This is a genomic window from Mycobacterium decipiens (assembly GCF_963853665.1).
Taxonomy (GTDB): domain Bacteria; phylum Actinomycetota; class Actinomycetes; order Mycobacteriales; family Mycobacteriaceae; genus Mycobacterium; species Mycobacterium decipiens.
Genome location: NZ_OY970459.1, coordinates 2,666,711 through 2,684,614, shown reverse-complemented (window position 1 = coordinate 2,684,614; position 17,904 = coordinate 2,666,711). Strand labels below are relative to the sequence as shown.

Below are 17,904 nucleotides of genomic sequence, written 5' to 3'. Positions count from 1 at the left end.
TCAGGGCTTGGCGAAGCCCGACCGATCCAGGATCTTGCGACCTGTCTCGGTGGTCACCATGGCTACGAACTTCTGCGCCAGCACGGGCTGGGGTGCCCGTTTCAACACCGCGATGGGGTAGACATTCACCGCACCGGCGGCTTCGGGAAACCGGACGGTCGCCACTTTGGTTCCGGCGCTGAGCGCGTCGGTGACGTAGACCAACCCGGCATCGGCTTGCCCGGTGACGACCTTGCTGAGGACATCGGTCACGCTGGGCTCCTGACTGGCCGGGTTGAGGTGGATCCCGGTGGCCTCTTCGATCCACCGAGTCGCCGAGCCGCATGGCACCGGCTGCTGGCAGACCACGACGTCGAGCCCGGGCTGCGTGAGGTCGGCGAAAGATCCGATCTTCTTCGGATTTCCTGCAGCCGCAACGATGACCAGCGTGTTGGCGGCGAAATTCGTCGCATGCCCGGCCAGCAACCCCGCGTTAGCGACCGCGTCCATCTGCGTGGTGTCCGCGGAGGCAAAGACGTCGGCGGTCGCGCCGTGGGCCAGCTGGGTGGCCAACTCGGAAGAACCCGCGAAAGCGAAGTCGACGTTGACCCCTTGGTTGTCGGTTTTGAATTGCTCGCTGATTTGAGTGAACGCCGGTTGCAGTGAGGCCGCGGCGAACACCACGATCGATCGAGCGCCGGGCGACGACGACGGCGACTGCGCGCTGCAGGCTGCCAACAGGCCTCCGACCAGCAGTGTTGATAGCAAACCAGCCAGCATCCGGATCCGGCGCATTGGCCAAACCTAGCCCGGCAACGATGCGGGCCGTTAGGGGCCCGCTGAGCGCGCCTGAATAGTTATCAAGATCGTGTGCGCGTCGTGGCGGGCGGGAGTTTCGTCGAATAGCTACTGTCCAGTAACATCTATGGGGGTTAACGCCATAAACGCCGAGATCCCAGGCAACGGTCCTGTGGTGTGCCACCATCGAAACGATGATTGACGCGCCGAGCTGACGTGCAAGCGCTGGTGAACTTGCCAGGGTCTGGGTTCAACGTTGAACACGAGGAGGTCATGGCAGTGGAGGTGTTGGTCACCGGCGGGGACACCGACCTGGGGCGCACAATAGCCGAAGGCTTTCGCGACGACGGTCACAAGGTAACGCTGGTGGGTGGCCGCCGTGGCGACCTCGAGGTCGTCGCAAAGGAACTTGACGTGGACGCCATCGTGTGCGACACCACCGACCCGACCAGCCTCACCGAGGCCCGGGAATTATTCCCCCATCACCTGGACACCATCGTCAACGTGCCGGCGCCGGCCTGGGATGCCGGTGACCCCCGTGCCTACTCGGTGTCCGACACGGCCAATGTGTGGCGGAATGCGCTCGACGCGACGGTCCTGTCGACGGTGCTGACGGTGCAATCCGTGGGCGACCATCTGCGCTCGGGTGGCTCGATTGTGAGTGTGGTGGCCGAGAACCCGCCTGCCGGCGGCCCCGACGCCGCAATCAAGGCGGCTCTGTCGAATTGGATCGAGGGTCAGGCCGCGGTTTTCGGCACTCGCGGGATCACCATCAATGCCGTCGCTTGCGGGCGTGGTGCGCAGAACGGTTACGAAGGCCTTTCGCGCACGCCCGCGCCCGTCGCGGCGGAGATCGCGCGGTTGGCGCTGTTCCTCACCACCCCCGCGGCTCGCCACATCACGGGTCAGACGCTGCATGTCAGCCACGGCGCGCTGGCTCACTTCGGCTGAGCCACCTCGCTTACCGGTGGCATCGCTACGGTAGAAAACGTGGCTATTCGGCTTGGTCTTCAGATCCCCAACTTTTCGTACGGCACCGGGGTGGAGAAGCTTTTCCCGTCTGTCCTCGCCCAGGCACGTGAGGCCGAAGCGGCCGGTTTCGACTCACTATTCGTGATGGATCACTTCTACCAACTGCCGATGTTGGGGGCGCCCGACCAGCCGATGTTGGAGGCCTACACCGCCCTCGGTGCGCTGGCCACCGCGACCGAGCGGCTGCAGCTGGGCACGTTGGTAACCGGCAACACCTACCGCAATCCGACCCTGCTCGGAAAGATCATCACCACCCTCGATGTGGTGAGCGCCGGCCGGGCGATCCTCGGCATCGGGGCCGGTTGGTTTGAGCTCGAACACCGCCAGCTCGGCTTCGAGTTCGGCACGTTCACCGACCGGTTCAACCGGCTCGAGGAGGCGCTGCAGATTCTTGAGCCAATGATCAAGGGTGAGCGTCCGACTTTTTCCGGCGATTGGTACACCACCGAATCCGCGACGGCCGAGCCGCGCTATCGCGACCGCATCCCAATCATGATCGGCGGCGGTGGGGAGAAGAAGACGTTCGCGATCGCTGCCCGGTGCGCCGACCATCTCAACATTGTGGCGGCGCTTGACGAGCTGCCGCGCAAAGTGAAGGCACTGGCCGCGCGGTGCGACGAGGCCGGCCGGGACCGGTCGACGCTGGAGACCAGTCTGATGCTGACGGTAATGATCGATGAGAACGTCACCCAGGATGCGCTTCCCGAGCAGGTGAGCGGGCGCATGGTGGTGGGCGGGCCGGCACAGATCGCCGACCAAGTCCAGGCCAAGGTGCTCGACGCCGGTATCGACGGATTGATCATCAACTTGGCCCCGCACGGCTACACGCCCGGGGTCATCAGCACCGCCGCAGAGGCGTTGCGTCCGTTGCTCGGCGGGTAGGCACCGGGCAACTAACGCGGCCCACCGTCGGTGTGGCTGATTACACACGTCCTCAGTTGGGCCTCCGGGGGTCGGGTTGACTACCGTAGTAGCTAACTGAGTTCGCTCATCGAGGTGACCCCGTCAGGAGCAGCGGAACATGAGTCCACAGCAAGAACCCACAGCTGAACCACGTCGTCGACATCGAGTTGTCATCGTCGGTTCTGGGTTCGGCGGGCTGAATGCGGCAAAGAAACTCAAGCGGGCCGACGTCGACGTCAAGCTGATCGCGCGCACCACCCATCACCTATTCCAGCCGTTGCTGTACCAGGTGGCCACCGGGATCATCTCCGAGGGGGAAATCGCTCCACCGACGCGGGTCGTGCTGCGCAAGCAGCGCAACGTCCAGGTGCTGCTGGGCAACGTCACTCACATCGATCTCGCCCGGCAGTGCGTCATCTCGGAGTTGCTCGGTCACAGCTACGAAACCCCCTACGACAGCCTCATCGTCGCCGCTGGCGCGGGCCAGTCATATTTCGGCAATGACCATTTCGCCGAATTCGCACCCGGCATGAAGTCGATCGACGACGCGTTGGAGTTGCGCGGCCGGATATTGAGCGCATTCGAGCAGGCCGAACGGTCCAGCGATCCGGAACGACGGGCCAAGCTGCTGACTTTCACCGTTGTCGGGGCAGGCCCCACCGGTGTCGAAATGGCCGGACAGATCGCCGAACTGGCCGAGCACACCCTCAAGGGCGCGTTCCGGCACATCGACTCGACCAAGGCGCGGGTGATTCTGCTCGACGCCGCACCCGCGGTGCTGCCGCCGATGGGCGAAAAGCTCGGTCGACGGGCGGCGGCCCGGTTGCAGAAACTCGGTGTGGAAATCCAGCTGGGCGCGATGGTCACCGACGTCGACCGCAACGGCATCACCGTCAAGGACTCCGACGGCACCATCCGACGCATCGAGTCGGCCTGCAAAGTCTGGTCCGCCGGCGTCTCGGCCAGTCGGCTCGGCAGGGACCTCGCCGAACAGTCGGCCGCCGAGCTCGACCGGGCCGGCCGGGTCCAAGTGCTGCCCGACCTATCGCTCCCCGGGTACCCGAACGTCTTCGTGGTGGGCGACATGGCTGCAGTCGAGGGTGTTCCGGGAGTAGCCCAGGGCGCCATCCAGGGGGCGAAATATGTCGCCGGCACCATCAAGGCCGAACTCGCCGGAGCCAATCCAGCCGAGCGTGAGCCATTTCAGTACTTCGACAAGGGTTCCATGGCCACGGTGTCGCGGTTTTCCGCGGTGGCCAAGATCGGTCCGGTTGAGTTCAGCGGCTTTGTCGCCTGGCTGATTTGGCTAGTGCTACACCTGGTGTACCTGATCGGGTTCAAAACCAAGATCACCACGCTGCTGTCATGGACGGTGACCTTTTTGAGCACTCGGCGCGGCCAGCTGACCATTACCGACCAGCAGGCGTTCGCGCGAACGCGGCTCGAACAGCTGGCGGAACTTGCGGCCGAGGCACAGGACGCGGCAGCGAGCGCCAAGGTGGCCAGTTAACCAGCCAGCCGGTCAGCCTGCCAGGTGCTGAGCGTTCCGCCGCCGGCTAACGCTAGAACCGTCGATCGTGCATCGATGGCATCGGTGAATGCCGTTGCTGGATAGCGCAATTCACTGATAGTGGCGCGAGGTGCCGCGATAACGTCGTCGGCCAGCGACCCGGCGCCCACCTCCACCCGGTGGCGCAGCAGGGGGCGGCCATTCCGGTTGGCTTGCAGCGATCCAGACCAGAACCCTTCCCACTCATTGCATCTGCCAATCTGCACGCGCTCTCGGAAGCGGACCCGGCCATCGTCGTGCAGGCGCAGGGCGACATATGACAGATGCCGGGCTGAAGCGGCGACGAGGGTCGGCTCAAGATCCACGTCCAGGGTCCCGGTGACGTCGATCTCCCAGCAAGCGCGCGACGTCGGGGTATCCGCGCCGGGCAGTGCCACCGTGGCGGCGGCGCTGCGTAGCTGGAGCCGGGCACCCCGCTCCACAATCACCCGGATTTCTATGGTGTCGCCACCCAGCGGGGTGGCGGCCGCCGACACCAGGTGCACGGTGTCGGGCGCGGTGCGGCGTGCCTGGATGCCGCCACGACAGTCGATGCGGGGCAACCGATTTAGCGAAGCGACCACCAGGACCTTAGAATCCATTGGCGGTCAGTTGACTACGAACCCAGGCCAAGACATCGCTGGCAGCTGGGTCCTCGGTCAACGATTGCAGCACCGTCGGACGGCCGTCGCGTACCGCGTCGGCGTCGCGCGCCATCACCCCCAGGTCGGCGCCCACGAGCGGAGCCAGGTCAGTTTTGTTGATCACCAACAAATCCGAATAGGTCACCCCCGGACCGCCCTTGCGTGGCACCTTGTCACCGCCGGCCACGTCGATGACGAAGATCTGCACGTCCACCAAGCCCGAAGAGAAGGTGGCCGTTAGGTTGTCGCCGCCGGATTCGACCAGGATCAGGTCCAGCGCATCGTGGGCGGCAATCAAGTCGTCGATCGCGTCCAGGTTCGCGGTTATGTCGTCGCGGATCGCGGTGTGCGGGCAGCCGCCGGTCTGCACAGCCGCGATGCGCTCGTCGGGCAGCACCGCATGTTTGCGCAGGAAGTCGGCGTCCTCGGTGGTGTAGATGTCGTTGGTCAGCACCGCCAGCGACTGCTCGTCCCGTAAACGCCGGCATAGCGCCGCAACCAGTGCGGTTTTGCCGGACCCGACCGGGCCGCCGACGCCGATGCGCAGCGGCTCGCCCGGTTCGCGGACCCGCTTTGGTCGATCGAGGTGAGTGTGGGAGTGGGGATGGGAATGTGTTGCCATGTCTTACCTAATCGTTTGTTGGGAAGGGTTGATTGGTCATGTGACTGGGGCTGTTCCTGTTCGGTCTGCCGCCCGGCGACGCCCGTGTGCTTCCCGTCGTTCGACGACGTCTGAAAGAACGGCGCGCCTGGCGACAGAGCCAACTTCGCGGGTGGTGAGATTTCGTTGCCCGAGCCGCCACAGGGTTGACTTCCTGATAGTTGTTCCCGAGCCTTGAGCTCTTCGACAGAACGAAGTCCTGCAGTGCGCTGGAGTCACGGACGGCTAGTGAGATGACGGACCTTTGAGTCCCACGATTAGGGCGCCGCCTGAATCCACCGGTAACGGCACAGCGATGGATCGAAGGCGTGAGGAGAACGTGGGACTGTACTGCGGAATAGATTGGGCCACAGACCATCACGACGTTGCAGTGGTCGACCACGACGGCCGCGTGGTGGCGCGCAGCCGGGTCAGCAACGACGCCGCCGGATTCGCCGCGTTGTTGACACTGCTGGCCGACGCCGGCGACAACGCTTCCGATCCGATCCCGGTCGCAATAGAAACCGACCGTGCCCTCGGTCGCCGACGCAATCTCGACCGCGACACCGAACGCCTCAGGCAGGTCTTCACCGCCACCTACCTGCACCAACCACCGGTCGCAAAGAACGCGATGGGTATTCAACTGTCGGCTCTGCTGCGTCAATTCCACGCCGCCTGCATCGCCGCCGATGAACTCGCCGAGGCGGCGACCGCTCATTTTGACCAGCACCCGCACGCCACCACCATCACCAGCTTCCCCGGCCTGGGAATGCCTACCGGTGACCGGGTGCTCGCCGAGATCGGTGATGACCGCTCCCGATTCGCCGAAGCCCGCGGATTGAAAGCCTTCGCCGGATCGGCACCCATCACTCGCGCGAGCGGCAAGAAAACCGTTGTCCTGCACCGGCATATCAAAAACCGGCGGCTGGCTGCCGTCCGCCCAATATGGGCACTGGGATCGCAGCGTGCCTCTCCCGGCGCCCGCCGACACCATGACGCCCGCCGCGCCGCCGGCGACTGGAACCGCCAAGCCCAACCACACCTGTTCAACAAATTCCTCGGCCAACTCCACCACTGCCTGCACACCGGCCAGCTCTACGACGAACATCGGGCGCTTCCACCCCCTCTCCAGCTCGCGGCTTGACTTTTAACTTCGTGAAATGTCTTTCAGGAGGCAAACAGGGGACGGTCGCGTTCGGCGTGACGCTGTGCGAGCGTGTCGAGTAGCGGGTCAGACAAGTCTGCCAGTCCCGCAGTTGCCTCAGCCGCGATGTGTTCGCACAGTTCGGACAGCCGGAAGGTCAGAATGGCCACCTGGGCAGGATCGAGCGCCAGCAGTCGCTGGGCCGCGGTGGCCGAGCCGGTCATCGTGGTATAGACGATGTGCAGCGTGGTGTGCGCAGGGGTGAGTGCGCTGATCGCTCCGATGCGGCCCGCGGCCACCGCCAGATGCGGCCTCGGGCCGAGGTCTTCCCAGTGTGAATCGGGCCAAACCAGCCGTGCCAGCCGGTTCAGCCCCCGGCCCTGGCTGCGTGAAGCGTGCCTGGCCGCGGGAGCCGGTGTTCGCGCGTCGGTTTCGCGGTCGGCGTCGTCAATCGCCAGATCACCCCGGTGCACCGCGGCTGCGATCGACGCCGTGACCAGTCCGTGGGTGCGGATCCGCCGTTTCAGGAACGCTTCCAGGCTAGCCAGGTTGGTCACCATACCCCTGGCAATGGCTTCTTCGATACCACCCGAGTGCACGTGCGCACCAGTGGGCAGTCGCGAGTCCGCGAGGGTGAGAAGCACTGCCAGGGAAGTCATTAGAACAGGAAATACCGTTGTGCCATTGGGAGTTCGGCGGCCGGTTGTGGTTGCCATACCTGACCGTCGATTCGCACGGTGAAGGTGTCGGGATCGACCTCGATGCTCGGTAAGGTGGCATTGAGCGGCAGATCGGCTTTGCCCACTGCGCGTACGTCGTTCACCGGCATTAGCCGACGATTGACCGCGAGCCGGTCCGCCAGGCGCGCGTCGATGGCTTGTGGGGCGACGAAGTGCACCGAGGTGGCTGCCGCGGTTGCCGTAGCCGCACCGAACATCGGTCGCGGGAGCACCGGTTGGGGGGTTGGTATCGACGCGTTTGCATCGCCCATCGCCGCCCAGGCGATCGCGCCGCCTTTGAGCACGGTATGCGGCCGGACCCCGAAGAACGCCGGCTCCCAAATCACCAGGTCGGCAAGCTTTCCCACCTCCACCGAACCGATCTCGTGGTCCAAGCCGTGTGCGATGGCAGGGCAGATGGTGTACTTAGCGACGTAGCGCCGGACACGCATGTTGTCGGCCGAACCGTCACCGGCAAGTGCTCCGCGGCGCGTTTTCATCACATGTGCGGTCTGCCAGGTGCGCAGCACCACTTCGCCCACGCGGCCCATCGCCTGGGAATCGCTGCCGATCATCGAGATGGCGCCAATGTCGTGCAACAGATCTTCTGCCGCGATAGTGGACGGCCGGATCCGGCTTTCTGCGAAGGCCAGATCCTCCGGTATCCGGGGGTTGAGGTGATGACACTCGATCAGCATGTCGAGGTGCTCGTCGAGGGTGTTGACCGTATGCGGGCGGGTCGGGTTGGTGGAGCTGGGTAGTACATTCGGCTGGCCCGCGACGGTGATGATGTCCGGTGCGTGCCCGCCGCCGGCGCCTTCGGTGTGATAGGCGTGAATCGAACGGCCCGCGATCGCGGCAATGGTGTCTTCGACAAACCCCATCTCATTGAGGGTGTCGCTGTGCAGCGCAACCTGAACGCCGGCCGCCTCCGCGACAGTCAGGCAGGTATCGATTGCCGCGGGTGTAGACCCCCAATCCTCGTGCAATTTGAAACCCGATGCGCCACCTCGCAGTTGCTCCCACAACGCCTCGGTGTTCACGGTGTTTCCCTTGCCGAGCAGTGCGAAGTTCACCGGCCAGGAATCCAGTGCCTCCAGCATCCTGGCTAGGTGCCACTCGCCGGGAGTGACGGTGGTGGCCTTGGTGCCTAAGCTGGGACCGGTGCCGCCGCCGATAATTGTCGTCGTGCCCGCGCAGAGTGCTTCGGTGATGATCTGCGGGCAGATCAAGTGCACGTGACAGTCGATGGCGCCTGCGGTTAGGATGCGCCCGTTGCCCTTAATGAGATCGGTCGACGCTCCGATCACGAGGTCCCGATGCACACCCGTCATGATGTCGGGGTTACCGGCCTTTCCGATTCCGACGATGCGGCCATCCCGAATTCCGATGTCGGCCTTGATGATTCCCCAGTAGTCGATGATCACGGCGCCGGTGATCACCGTGTCGGGAGCGCCCTCGGCCCGGCTCGCGAGTCCCTGCCCCATGGACTCACGCAGCACCTTGCCGCCGCCGAACACCGCCTCGTCGCCGGCCAGTCCCGGTCCCCCGGACCGGTCTTCGGTGATCTCCACCAGGAGGTCGGTGTCGGCCAGCCGGATCCGGTCACCGGTGGTCGGGCCGAATAGCTGCGCGTAGCGCTCCCTGGACAGCTTCACCATCAAATGTCCAGTCGTCCAGGTGGATTCAGCGTCAGGCCGTGCACCTCACGCCGTCCGCGTAGCGGAACCAACCCGACGACTAGGGGCACGCCTGGCTCGAACCGGACCGCGGTGGCCGCCGGAATGTCCAGACGATAGCCGTGGGCCGCCGCGCGATCGAACGACAGCGCCCGATTGGCCTGCGGAAGGTGGACATGGCTGCCGACCTGCACCGGACGATCTCCGGTGTTGACGATCTGCAGCTCCAGGTGTTGGAGTGCTGCTGCATTCATTTCGATATCGCCGCTGCCATAGAAGATTTCACCCGGGATCATGCGAGCGGCTGGTGGACGGTGACCAACTTGGTACCGTCCGGAAACGTCGCCTCCACCTGCACCTCTGCAAGCATCTCAGGCACTCCCTCCATCACATCGTCGCGGCCGAGCACCTCACGGCCGCTTACCGTCAACTCTGCGACGGAGCGGCCGTCGCGCGCGCCTTCCAGGACGTGGTCGGTGATGACCGCAATGGCTTCCGGGTGATTGAGGCGCAGGCCGCGGGCCCGACGCCGGCGGGCCAACTCCGCGGCGTAGGACAGCAGCAATCGCTCCTGTTCGTGCGGCGTCAGGCGCATGTTCTGCGATCCTGCCACGCCTGGGTGGCTTCAGCAGCCTCGAGAGCGCTACGGCTGCGCCTCGAGGTTCTGCAGCCGCACTTGGCCGCGGGCGACGACCCGGTCGGTGTCGTCGGTGATGGTGACCAACCACAGCTGTTGCCGCCGACCGCGATGCAGTGGTTCTGCGGTGCCGTACACCGTCCCCGCGCTGATGGAACGCAGAAAATCCGTGTTGTTGTTGACCCCCACGACATTGCCGCCGCCATGCGTGGCCAGCCAGCTAAAAGCGGCCAGGCTGGCCATGCTTTCGATCATGGAGCAGTAGACACCGCCGTGCACGACGCCCATCGGCTGCAACAGTCTGGGGTTGACCTCGAGGTGCGCGCGGGCGCCGTCGGGGCCCAGTTCGGTGAATCGCAGACCCAACACGCTGTCGAAAGGCGCGGTGAAATCCGGCGGAGGCGTTGAGTCCGACGATCGCTGCACGCTCCCGTGTCTACACCATCGAAGGATGCGCGCAGGTGTTACGACGCCGAATTCGCCAGGGCCGGAAACGGGCGAGCCCCGCGCACCAGGCACGGGGCTCGCCGATCGAGTCGACCGGGGGTCACTGCAGCCCTCAGGACTCGGCCGCGGTCGTTGTAGCTCGACCAGAGTAATAGTAGGCAAGGCTGCCCTAATTTTGCAAGCATTGCGTGTGCGCTATTGCGGACGTGTGGCACGACGAGACGCCCACGCGAGCGCTGTTATGCGGGTCACAGTCATCTCCGGGCGGATGATCTAGCTGGGACAAGCCGCCATTCGGCGGGCCTTGTCGACCGGGCAGGGCCACGAGTCGCGTTTTGGTACGACGGTCGGTAGTAAGCCGGAGTACGCTGGTTTCAACCCGCAGGAGATGAGCGAACTATGGCCAAGCTGACACGGCTGGGGGACCTGGAACGCGCCGTCATGGATCGTTTGTGGTCCACGCCGGAACCCCAAACCGTTCGCCAAGTCCACGAAGCGTTGTCGGCGCGACGCGAGCTTGCCTACACGACAGTGATGACCGTGCTGCAGCGGTTGGCGAAGAAGAACCTCGTGCTACAGATCCGCGACGATCGGGCCCACCGGTATGCGCCGGTGCACGGCCGCGATGAACTAGTCGCGGGGCTGATGGTCGATGCATTGGCCCAGGCCGAGGACTCCGGCAGCAGGCAGGCCGCGCTGGTGCACTTCGTCGAGCGTGTCGGCGCCGACGAGGCGGACGCGCTGCGGCGTGCCCTCGCCGAATTGGAAGCGGGTCATCGTAATCCGCCGCCGGCTGGCGCTGAAGCGGAGGCCTGAGGGAGACTAACGGCGTGTCCGGGCTGGCCTTCACCATCCTCGCGGTGCTGCTGGCTGGCCCGACCCCAGCCCTGCTGGCCCGAGCGACGTGGCCATTGCGCGCCCCGCGCGCCGCAATGGTGCTGTGGCAGGCCATTGCCTTGGCAGCGGTGCTTTCGTCGTTCAGCGCCGGAATCGCGATCGCTAGCCGGCTGCTCATGCCGGGCCCGGACGGACGGCCAACGACCAGCTTCGTCGGGGCCGCCGGTCGCCTCGGCTGGCCGCTGTGGGCGACATATGTCACGGTCTTTGCGCTGACCCTGATGGTCGGTGCGCGCTTGGTGGTCGCCGTGGTGCGGGTAGCCATCGCCACCCGCCGACGACGCGCCCACCACCGCATGGTGGTCGATCTCGTCGGGGTCGGACACGATGCCGCGTTTGCCCAGCCCTGCGCCCGGGCCCGCGACCTTCGGGTCTTGGACGTGGCGCAGCCGCTTGCCTACTGTCTGCCCGGTGTGCGCAGCCGGGTTGTGGTCAGCGAAGGGACATTGACCACGCTCACCGATTCCGAGGTCGCGGCGATTCTTACCCATGAGCGAGCTCATCTGCGCGCCCGCCACGATCTGGTATTGGAGGCGTTCACCGCGGTACACGCGGCTTTCCCGCGGTTGGTCCGCAGCGCCAATGCGCTGGGCGCGGTGCAGCTGCTCGTCGAGCTCCTGGCTGATGACGCCGCGGTACGGGCTACGGGGCGCACTCCCCTGGCTCGGGCTTTGGTCGCCTGCGCATCCGGGCCGGCGCCGTCGGGTGCGTTGGCCGCGGGCGGTCCCAGCACGGTGCTCCGAGTGCGCCGGCTGTCCGGACGTGGGAATAGCCGGATGCTGTCCCTAACCGCATACTTGGCCGCGGCTGCCGTGCTGGTGGTGCCCACCGTCGCGCTCGCCGTACCGTGGCTCACGCAATTGCAGCGGCTGTTCATCGCCTAGCGGCAACCGAAACGCTTTGGAGTGCGACCAGTCCGCTGTGCCACAGTGTGTGCGAAGCGCGTGCAAGAGTTCTTCAACCTGAGAGGCGGGACATGAGTTCGTCGAGATCGCAAGCTGCAGCCGCGCAGATCGGCGTCACCGGCCTGGCCGTGATGGGTTCGAACATCGCCCGGAACTTCGCCCGGCACGGCTACACCGTGGCGCTGCACAATCGGTCCATCGCCAAGACCGATGCCCTGCTGAAAGAGCACGGTTCGGACGGAAAGTTCGTGCGCACTGAAACGATCCCCGAATTTCTTGCCGCTCTGGAGAAGCCGCGTCGAGTGCTGATCATGGTCAAAGCCGGTGACCCGACCGATGCCGTCATCAACGACCTTGCCGACGCCATGGAACCCGGTGACATCATCATCGACGGCGGCAATGCCTTGTACACCGACACCATGCGCCGCGAGAACGCGATGCGCGAGCGTGGCTTGCACTTCGTCGGCGCCGGGATCTCCGGCGGCGAAGAGGGCGCGTTGAACGGGCCGTCGATCATGCCCGGCGGGCCCGCCGAGTCGTACCAATCGCTAGGCCCGCTGCTCGAGGAGATCTCCGCGCACGTCGACGGCGTGCCGTGCTGCACCCACATCGGCCCGGACGGCTCCGGGCATTTCGTCAAGATGGTCCACAACGGCATCGAGTACTCCGATATGCAGCTCATCGGCGAGGCCTACCAACTGCTGCGCGACGGGCTGGGTCTGACCGCCCCGCAGATCGCCGAGGTATTCACCGAGTGGAACAAGGGCGATCTGGACAGCTACCTGGTCGAGATCACCGCCGAGGTGCTGCGCCAGACCGATGCCAAGACCGGCAAACCGCTGGTCGACGTCATCCTGGACCAGGCCGAGCAGAAAGGCACCGGCCGGTGGACCGTCAAGTCCGCGCTGGACCTGGGCGTGCCGGTGACAGGAATTGCCGAGGCCGTGTTCGCCCGCGCCCTTTCGGGCTCCGTGGAGCAACGCTCGGCCGCCACCGGGCTAGCCTCGGGCAAGCTAGGCGAGCGGCCCGCCGACGGCGATACGTTCACCGAAGACATCCGTCAGGCCCTGTATGCCTCCAAGATCGTGGCCTACGCGCAAGGCTTCAACCAGATCCAGGCCGGTAGCGCCGAATTCGGCTGGGACATCACGCCGGGCGACCTGGCTACCATCTGGCGCGGCGGCTGCATCATCCGGGCGAAATTCCTCAACCGCATCAAAGAAGCCTTCAACGCCGATCCGAACCTGGCCAGCCTGGTTGTTGCGCCGTATTTCCGCAGCGCCGTCGAATCGGCCATCGATAGTTGGCGGCGTGTGGTGTCCACGGCGGCCCAACTGGGAATTCCGACCCCCGGATTCTCGTCGGCCCTGTGCTACTACGACGCGCTACGTACCGAGCGGCTGCCGGCCGCACTCACCCAGGCTCAGCGCGACTTTTTCGGCGCGCACACCTACGGCCGGATCGACGGACCGGGCAAGTTCCACACACTATGGAGTGGAGACCGCACCGAAGTGCCGGTCTAGCTGGGTGAGAACCAAAAGGGGGTAAGAGGCCAGCAATGAGGTTTCTGGACGGGCACCCGCCCGGATACGACCTGACATACAACGACGTGTTCGTCGTCCCGAACCGATCCGAGGTGGCATCGCGGTTCGACGTCGATTTGTCCACCTCCGACGGCTCGGGCACCACCATTCCGGTGGTGGTCGCCAACATGACCGCGGTAGCCGGGCGGCGGATGGCCGAGACGATCGCCCGCCGCGGTGGCATCGTGATCTTGCCCCAGGATCTGCCGATCCCGGCGGTGCAGCAGACGGTCGAGTTCGTCAAAGGGCGGGACCTGGTGCTCGACACACCGGTGATGCTGGCACCCGACGATTCGGTGTCCGACGCCATGGCGCTCATCCACAAGCGCGCACATGGCGCGGCCGTCGTCGTCTTCGAGGGTCGCCCGATCGGATTGGTGCGCGAATCCTCCTGCCTGGGTGTGGATCGCTTCACCCGGGTGCGCGACATCGCCGTGACGGACTATGTGACCGCCCCGGCGGGCACCGATCCACGCAAGATCTTCGACCTGCTTGAGCACGCCCCCATCGACGTCGCGGTGCTGACCACCACCGACGGCACGTTGGCGGGCGTGCTGAGCCGCACCGGCGCGATCCGCGCCGGCATCTACACCCCGGCCACCGACACCGCGGGCCGGCTGCGGATCGGCGCCGCCGTCGGTATCACCGGTGACGTGGGTGCCAAGGCCCGCGCGCTCGCCGAAGCCGGCGTCGACGTGCTGGTCGTCGACACCGCACATGGTCACCAGGTCAAGGCGCTCGACGCGATCAAGGCCGTCTCTTCGCTGGACTTGGGTTTGCCGCTGGCGGCGGGCAACGTGGTGTCGGCGGAGGGAACTCGAGACTTGCTGGCAGCTGGGGCGCACATTGTCAAAGTCGGTGTCGGCCCCGGTGCGATGTGCACCACCCGAATGATGACCGGTGTCGGCCGCCCGCAGTTCTCCGCCGTGCTCGAATGCGCTTCTGCTGCACGGCAACTCGGTGGTCACGTGTGGGCTGACGGCGGGATCCGCCATCCCCGCGATGTGGCTCTGGCGCTGGCCGCGGGTGCGTCCAACGTGATGATTGGGTCCTGGTTCGCCGGTACCTACGAGTCCCCCGGAGACCTGATGCGCGACCGCGACGATCAGCCCTACAAGGAGAGCTACGGTATGGCGTCCAAGCGGGCGGTGGTGGCCCGGACCGGCGCGGACAGCCAGTTCGACCGGGCTCGGAAGGCGTTGTTCGAGGAAGGTATTTCGACGTCACGGATGGGACTCGACCCCGACCGCGGCGGGGTGGAGGACCTGATCGACCACATCACCTCCGGCGTGCGCAGCACCTGTACCTACGTGGGTGCCGCGAATCTGCCGGAGCTGCATGAGCGGGCCGTGGTCGGGGTGCAGTCGGCGGCGGGCTTCGCCGAGGGCCATCCGCTGCCCCTCGGCTGGTGACCCGGCTGGTGCGGGCCGCCGCGAACACGTCGCCGCCATACGGACGTCCGAGCCAACCATGAACGTGACCGGCACCGTCGCGACCATACTGGCAATCTTGGCGCTCACCTTCGGCACGGCGGTGTTCGTCGCAGCAGAGTTTTCGCTGACCGCACTGGACCGCAGCACCGTGGCGGCCAATGCCCGCCGCGGTACCAGCCGGGACCGCTTCATCCGGCGCGCGCACCGCCGGCTGTCGTTCCAGCTTTCGGGTGCTCAGGTGGGCATCTCGATCACCACCCTGGCAACCGGGTACCTGACCGAACCGCTGGTGGCCGATTTCCCGCATCCGGCACTGACCGACATCGGGATATCCGAACGGGTGGCCGACGGCATCGCGGCCTTCTTGGCACTGTCGGCCGTGACGTCGGTGTCGATGGTGTTCGGCGAGTTGGTCCCCAAATACCTTGCGGTGGCGCGCCCGCTGCGCACCGCGCGCGCGGTCGTGGTCCCGCAGGTGCTGTTCTCGCTGCTGCTCACCCCGGCCATCCGCCTGACGAACGGAGCGGCGAACTGGATCGTGCGTCAACTGGGCATCGAGCCGGCCGAGGAGCTGCGGTCGGCCCGCACCCCCCAGGAGCTGGTGTCGTTGGTGCACAGCTCCGCGCGTAGCGGTTCGCTGGACGACGCGACCGCGTGGCTGATGCGTCGCTCGCTGCAGTTCGGTGCCCTGACGGCCGAGGAGCTGATGACACCGCGATCGAAGATCGTGGCGCTGCAGACCGACAACACCATCGCCGACCTGGTTGCGGTCGTGGCCGCATCGGGGTTCTCGCGTTTCCCGATTGTCGAGGGTGATCTCGATGAGACCGTCGGCATCGTGCACGTCAAGCAGGTGTTCGAGGTCCCGCCCCCCGATCGCGCGCGGGTGTTGCTGACTTCGATCGCCAAACCGGTCGCGGTGGTGCCGTCGACGCTGGACGGCGATGCGGTGATGGCGCAGATCCGCGCCAATGCGCTACAGACCGCCATGGTTGTGGACGAATATGGCGGCACCGCGGGCATGGTCACCCTCGAGGACTTGATCGAAGAGATCGTGGGCGACGTCCGCGACGAGCACGACGACGCGACCCCGGATGTGGTGGCGGCCGGCAGCGGATGGCGGGTCTCGGGCCTATTGCGCATCGACGAGGTGGCCAGTGCCATTGGCTATCGAGCTCCCGAAGGCCCATACGAGACGATCGGCGGGTTGGTGCTTAGGGAGCTTGGCCACATCCCGGTGTCCGGCGAAACGGTCGAGCTGACCGCGTTGAATCAGGATGGTCTGCCCGACGCCACCATGCGCTGGTTGGCCACCGTGGTCCAGATGGACGGGCGACGAATCGACTTGCTGGAGCTCATCGAACTTGGTCCCAACCGTGGACCGGGTGCTGAATCCGGGTCGGGAGGGGGCCGCTGATGCACGTCCTACCCGCAGTGTTCCTAGCGCTCTTGCTGATCGGCGCCAACGCGTTCTTTGTCGGAGCGGAATTCGCGCTCATCTCAGCCCGTCGCGACCGCCTCGAAGCGTTGGCCGAGCAGGGCAAGGCCAGTGCGGTCATCGTGATCCGGGCTGGCGAGCAGCTCCCCGCCATGCTGGCCGGAGCGCAGCTGGGCGTCACGGTGTCCTCGATCCTGCTGGGCAGGATCGGCGAGCCGGCGGTCGCCAGGTTGCTGCGGATGTTGTTCGGGCTGACCGGTATACCTCCGGCGCTGCTACACACGTTGTCGTTGGCGGTGGCGCTGGCCATCGTGGTGGCACTGCACGTCCTGCTCGGCGAAATGGTGCCGAAGAACATCGCTTTGGCCGGCCCGGAGCGGACAGCGATGCTGCTGGTCCCGCCCTATCTGGTGTATGTGCGCGCCGCACGGCCGTTCATCGTGTTCTACAACAAGTGCGCCAACGCGATACTGCGGGCGCTTGGGGTAGAGCCCAAGGACGAACTCGACATCACCGTCTCCACGGTGGAGCTGTCCGAGATGATCGCCGAATCGTTGTCTGAAGGCCTGCTCGATCACGAGGAGCACAGCCGGTTAACCCGGGCGCTTCAGATTCGCACTCGCCTGGTTGCCGATGTCGCGGTGCCACTGGTCAACATTAGGGCGGTGCCGGTATCGGCGGCGGGTTCCGGGCCCACGATTGGTGCCGTGGAACAGGCGTTGGTCCAGACCGGCTACTCGCGGTTTCCGGTAGTGGATCGCGGCGGAAGGTTCGTTGGATATCTGCACATCAAAGACGTGCTGACGCTCGGTGAAGATCCCGAAACCGTGATCGATCTGACCTTGGTGCGCCCGCTGCCGCAGCTGCCCGGATCATTGCCGCTGGCCGATGCTTTGTCTCGGATGCGTCGCACCAATAGCCATCTGGCACTGGTGACCGGCGACGACGGCTCCGTCGTCGCGATGGTGGCGCTGGAGGACCTGGTCGAGGACCTGGTCGGCACCATGCGTGATGGGGCGAACCCCGCCTGATGCGGGCACCCACTTCTGACGGGTCGGTCGGGCGTGGCTGCCATCCCGGCCGTCGTTCGGCCGTGTTGGTCAACCCCCGGATCTAGTGGCCGGATATTGATACATTGCGTCGTTAGGGCACTGTTGCCACGGTGTGCGCAGCACTCGCCCGGTCGCCTGGAAGTGGGTCGTCGGAAGTGGTGTGAGGAGGCCGTGATGTCGTTTGTGGCGGCGGTGCCGGAGCTGGTGGCCGCGGCGGCGTCGGATCTGGCCGGCATTGGGTCGACGATCGGTTCGGCCAATGCGGCGGCGGTGGCCCCGACCCCCAGCAATGGCGGCGACGGTGGCAACGCCCAGTTGGTCGGCGACGGTGGCGATGGCGGGCCCGGTAACTCCGGCGGCAACGGCGGGTCGTTGTTCGGCCAGAACGGGGCAGACGGGGCGTAGTCGGCCAGGCTCGGCGTCCG

Annotated in this window: 19 protein-coding genes; 11 read left to right on the top strand and 8 right to left on the bottom strand. The window is 65.8% G+C overall.

Features of this window, described 5'->3' with window-relative positions; genetic code table 11:
- Positions 1-774: a molybdate ABC transporter substrate-binding protein gene (modA, locus tag AADZ55_RS11910; protein ID WP_085326060.1), complete on the bottom strand. Its 774-nt coding sequence runs from the start codon at positions 772-774 to the stop codon at positions 1-3.
- A 276-nt stretch (positions 775-1,050) separates the two neighbouring features.
- Here modA and AADZ55_RS11905 point away from each other — a divergent pair, with 276 nt between their 5' ends.
- The 3 genes from AADZ55_RS11905 to AADZ55_RS11895 all read left to right on the top strand — a co-directional run bounded on the left by AADZ55_RS11905 (position 1,051) and on the right by AADZ55_RS11895 (position 4,222).
- Positions 1,051-1,728 carry an SDR family oxidoreductase gene (locus tag AADZ55_RS11905; protein WP_085326123.1) on the top strand — a complete coding sequence of 226 codons (678 nt, stop codon included), beginning with the start codon at positions 1,051-1,053 and terminating at the stop codon, positions 1,726-1,728.
- 39 nt (positions 1,729-1,767) lie between these two features.
- Positions 1,768-2,691: an LLM class F420-dependent oxidoreductase gene (locus tag AADZ55_RS11900; protein ID WP_085326062.1), complete on the top strand. Its 924-nt coding sequence runs from the start codon at positions 1,768-1,770 to the stop codon at positions 2,689-2,691.
- 139 nt (positions 2,692-2,830) lie between these two features.
- Positions 2,831-4,222: an NAD(P)/FAD-dependent oxidoreductase gene (locus AADZ55_RS11895; RefSeq protein WP_085326064.1), complete on the top strand. Its 1,392-nt coding sequence runs from the start codon at positions 2,831-2,833 to the stop codon at positions 4,220-4,222.
- Here the strand turns inward: AADZ55_RS11895 and AADZ55_RS11890 are convergent.
- Both AADZ55_RS11890 and ureG read right to left on the bottom strand, forming a co-directional pair.
- On the bottom strand, positions 4,219-4,863 hold the full coding sequence (locus tag AADZ55_RS11890; protein ID WP_207569119.1) for an urease accessory protein UreD: 645 nt from the start codon (positions 4,861-4,863) through the stop codon (positions 4,219-4,221). The two genes, AADZ55_RS11895 and AADZ55_RS11890, sit on opposite strands and share 4 nt — an antisense overlap.
- The gene (ureG, locus tag AADZ55_RS11885) at positions 4,853-5,527 is read right to left on the bottom strand and encodes an urease accessory protein UreG (RefSeq protein WP_085326066.1); all 675 of its coding nucleotides are present in this window, start codon (positions 5,525-5,527) and stop codon (positions 4,853-4,855) included. The genes AADZ55_RS11890 and ureG overlap by 11 nt, the downstream gene beginning before the upstream one ends.
- A 334-nt stretch (positions 5,528-5,861) precedes the next feature.
- Here ureG and AADZ55_RS11880 point away from each other — a divergent pair, with 334 nt between their 5' ends.
- On the top strand, positions 5,862-6,689 hold the full coding sequence (locus AADZ55_RS11880; RefSeq protein ID WP_119185024.1) for a transposase: 828 nt from the start codon (positions 5,862-5,864) through the stop codon (positions 6,687-6,689).
- Positions 6,690-6,712: 23 nt separating this feature from the next.
- On the opposite strand, the gene AADZ55_RS11875 is transcribed toward AADZ55_RS11880, so the two are convergent.
- Genes AADZ55_RS11875 through AADZ55_RS11855 form a run of 5 tightly spaced genes read right to left on the bottom strand, consistent with a single transcriptional unit; the run spans position 6,713 to position 10,150 of the window.
- Positions 6,713-7,348 (bottom strand): urease accessory protein UreF, encoded by a 636-nt coding sequence (locus AADZ55_RS11875; RefSeq protein ID WP_085326070.1) that lies wholly within the window; start codon positions 7,346-7,348, stop codon positions 6,713-6,715.
- Positions 7,348-9,069, bottom strand: a complete 1,722-nt coding sequence (locus tag AADZ55_RS11870; RefSeq protein WP_085326072.1) for an urease subunit alpha — start codon at positions 9,067-9,069, stop codon at positions 7,348-7,350. Before AADZ55_RS11870 ends, AADZ55_RS11875 begins: the two co-directional genes overlap by 1 nt.
- Positions 9,069-9,383, bottom strand: a complete 315-nt coding sequence (locus tag AADZ55_RS11865; protein ID WP_085326074.1) for an urease subunit beta — start codon at positions 9,381-9,383, stop codon at positions 9,069-9,071. The genes AADZ55_RS11870 and AADZ55_RS11865 overlap by 1 nt, the downstream gene beginning before the upstream one ends.
- On the bottom strand, positions 9,380-9,682 hold the full coding sequence (locus AADZ55_RS11860; protein ID WP_085326076.1) for an urease subunit gamma: 303 nt from the start codon (positions 9,680-9,682) through the stop codon (positions 9,380-9,382). The genes AADZ55_RS11865 and AADZ55_RS11860 overlap by 4 nt, the downstream gene beginning before the upstream one ends.
- A gap of 48 nt (positions 9,683-9,730) precedes the next feature.
- Positions 9,731-10,150 carry a PaaI family thioesterase gene (locus tag AADZ55_RS11855; RefSeq protein ID WP_085326078.1) on the bottom strand — a complete coding sequence of 140 codons (420 nt, stop codon included), beginning with the start codon at positions 10,148-10,150 and terminating at the stop codon, positions 9,731-9,733.
- Positions 10,151-10,570: 420 nt separating this feature from the next.
- Between AADZ55_RS11855 and blaI the strand changes: the two genes are divergently transcribed.
- The 7 genes from blaI to AADZ55_RS11820 all read left to right on the top strand — a co-directional run bounded on the left by blaI (position 10,571) and on the right by AADZ55_RS11820 (position 17,884).
- On the top strand, positions 10,571-10,987 hold the full coding sequence (blaI, locus tag AADZ55_RS11850; RefSeq protein ID WP_085326080.1) for a transcriptional repressor BlaI: 417 nt from the start codon (positions 10,571-10,573) through the stop codon (positions 10,985-10,987).
- Positions 10,988-11,001: 14 nt separating this feature from the next.
- Entirely contained in the window at positions 11,002-11,952 is a 951-nt protein-coding gene (locus AADZ55_RS11845; protein ID WP_085326082.1) for a M56 family metallopeptidase, read from the top strand.
- 92 nt (positions 11,953-12,044) lie between these two features.
- Positions 12,045-13,496 (top strand): NADP-dependent phosphogluconate dehydrogenase, encoded by a 1,452-nt coding sequence (gene gndA, locus AADZ55_RS11840; RefSeq protein WP_085326083.1) that lies wholly within the window; start codon positions 12,045-12,047, stop codon positions 13,494-13,496.
- A 35-nt stretch (positions 13,497-13,531) separates the two neighbouring features.
- Complete coding sequence (locus tag AADZ55_RS11835; RefSeq protein WP_085326085.1) at positions 13,532-14,968, top strand: GuaB1 family IMP dehydrogenase-related protein; 1,437 nt, start codon at positions 13,532-13,534, stop codon at positions 14,966-14,968.
- Between the two features lie 58 nt (positions 14,969-15,026).
- A complete protein-coding gene (locus AADZ55_RS11830; protein ID WP_085326087.1) occupies positions 15,027-16,406 on the top strand; it encodes a hemolysin family protein in 1,380 nt (459 codons plus the stop codon).
- Complete coding sequence (locus AADZ55_RS11825; protein WP_085326089.1) at positions 16,406-17,458, top strand: hemolysin family protein; 1,053 nt, start codon at positions 16,406-16,408, stop codon at positions 17,456-17,458. Before AADZ55_RS11830 ends, AADZ55_RS11825 begins: the two co-directional genes overlap by 1 nt.
- 195 nt (positions 17,459-17,653) lie before the next feature.
- Entirely contained in the window at positions 17,654-17,884 is a 231-nt protein-coding gene (locus tag AADZ55_RS11820; protein WP_085326091.1) for a PE family protein, read from the top strand.
- Positions 17,885-17,904: the final 20 nt, after the last annotated feature.

Excerpts from the sequence above, each read along its gene's own strand:
- modA (WP_085326060.1), bottom strand. The coding sequence starts at position 774 with ATGCGCCGGATCCGGATGCTGGCTGGTTTGCTATCAACACTGCTGGTC.
- AADZ55_RS11905 (WP_085326123.1), top strand. The coding sequence starts at position 1,051 with ATGGCAGTGGAGGTGTTGGTCACCGGCGGGGACACCGACCTGGGGCGC.
- AADZ55_RS11895 (WP_085326064.1), top strand. The coding sequence starts at position 2,831 with ATGAGTCCACAGCAAGAACCCACAGCTGAACCACGTCGTCGACATCGA.
- AADZ55_RS11890 (WP_207569119.1), bottom strand. The coding sequence starts at position 4,863 with ATGGATTCTAAGGTCCTGGTGGTCGCTTCGCTAAATCGGTTGCCCCGC.
- ureG (WP_085326066.1), bottom strand. The coding sequence starts at position 5,527 with ATGGCAACACATTCCCATCCCCACTCCCACACTCACCTCGATCGACCA.
- AADZ55_RS11880 (WP_119185024.1), top strand. The coding sequence starts at position 5,862 with ATGGATCGAAGGCGTGAGGAGAACGTGGGACTGTACTGCGGAATAGAT.
- AADZ55_RS11875 (WP_085326070.1), bottom strand. The coding sequence starts at position 7,348 with ATGACTTCCCTGGCAGTGCTTCTCACCCTCGCGGACTCGCGACTGCCC.
- AADZ55_RS11870 (WP_085326072.1), bottom strand. The coding sequence starts at position 9,069 with ATGGTGAAGCTGTCCAGGGAGCGCTACGCGCAGCTATTCGGCCCGACC.
- AADZ55_RS11865 (WP_085326074.1), bottom strand. The coding sequence starts at position 9,383 with ATGATCCCGGGTGAAATCTTCTATGGCAGCGGCGATATCGAAATGAAT.
- AADZ55_RS11860 (WP_085326076.1), bottom strand. The coding sequence starts at position 9,682 with ATGCGCCTGACGCCGCACGAACAGGAGCGATTGCTGCTGTCCTACGCC.
- blaI (WP_085326080.1), top strand. The coding sequence starts at position 10,571 with ATGGCCAAGCTGACACGGCTGGGGGACCTGGAACGCGCCGTCATGGAT.
- gndA (WP_085326083.1), top strand. The coding sequence starts at position 12,045 with ATGAGTTCGTCGAGATCGCAAGCTGCAGCCGCGCAGATCGGCGTCACC.
- AADZ55_RS11835 (WP_085326085.1), top strand. The coding sequence starts at position 13,532 with ATGAGGTTTCTGGACGGGCACCCGCCCGGATACGACCTGACATACAAC.
- AADZ55_RS11830 (WP_085326087.1), top strand. The coding sequence starts at position 15,027 with ATGAACGTGACCGGCACCGTCGCGACCATACTGGCAATCTTGGCGCTC.
- AADZ55_RS11825 (WP_085326089.1), top strand. The coding sequence starts at position 16,406 with ATGCACGTCCTACCCGCAGTGTTCCTAGCGCTCTTGCTGATCGGCGCC.
- AADZ55_RS11820 (WP_085326091.1), top strand. The coding sequence starts at position 17,654 with ATGTCGTTTGTGGCGGCGGTGCCGGAGCTGGTGGCCGCGGCGGCGTCG.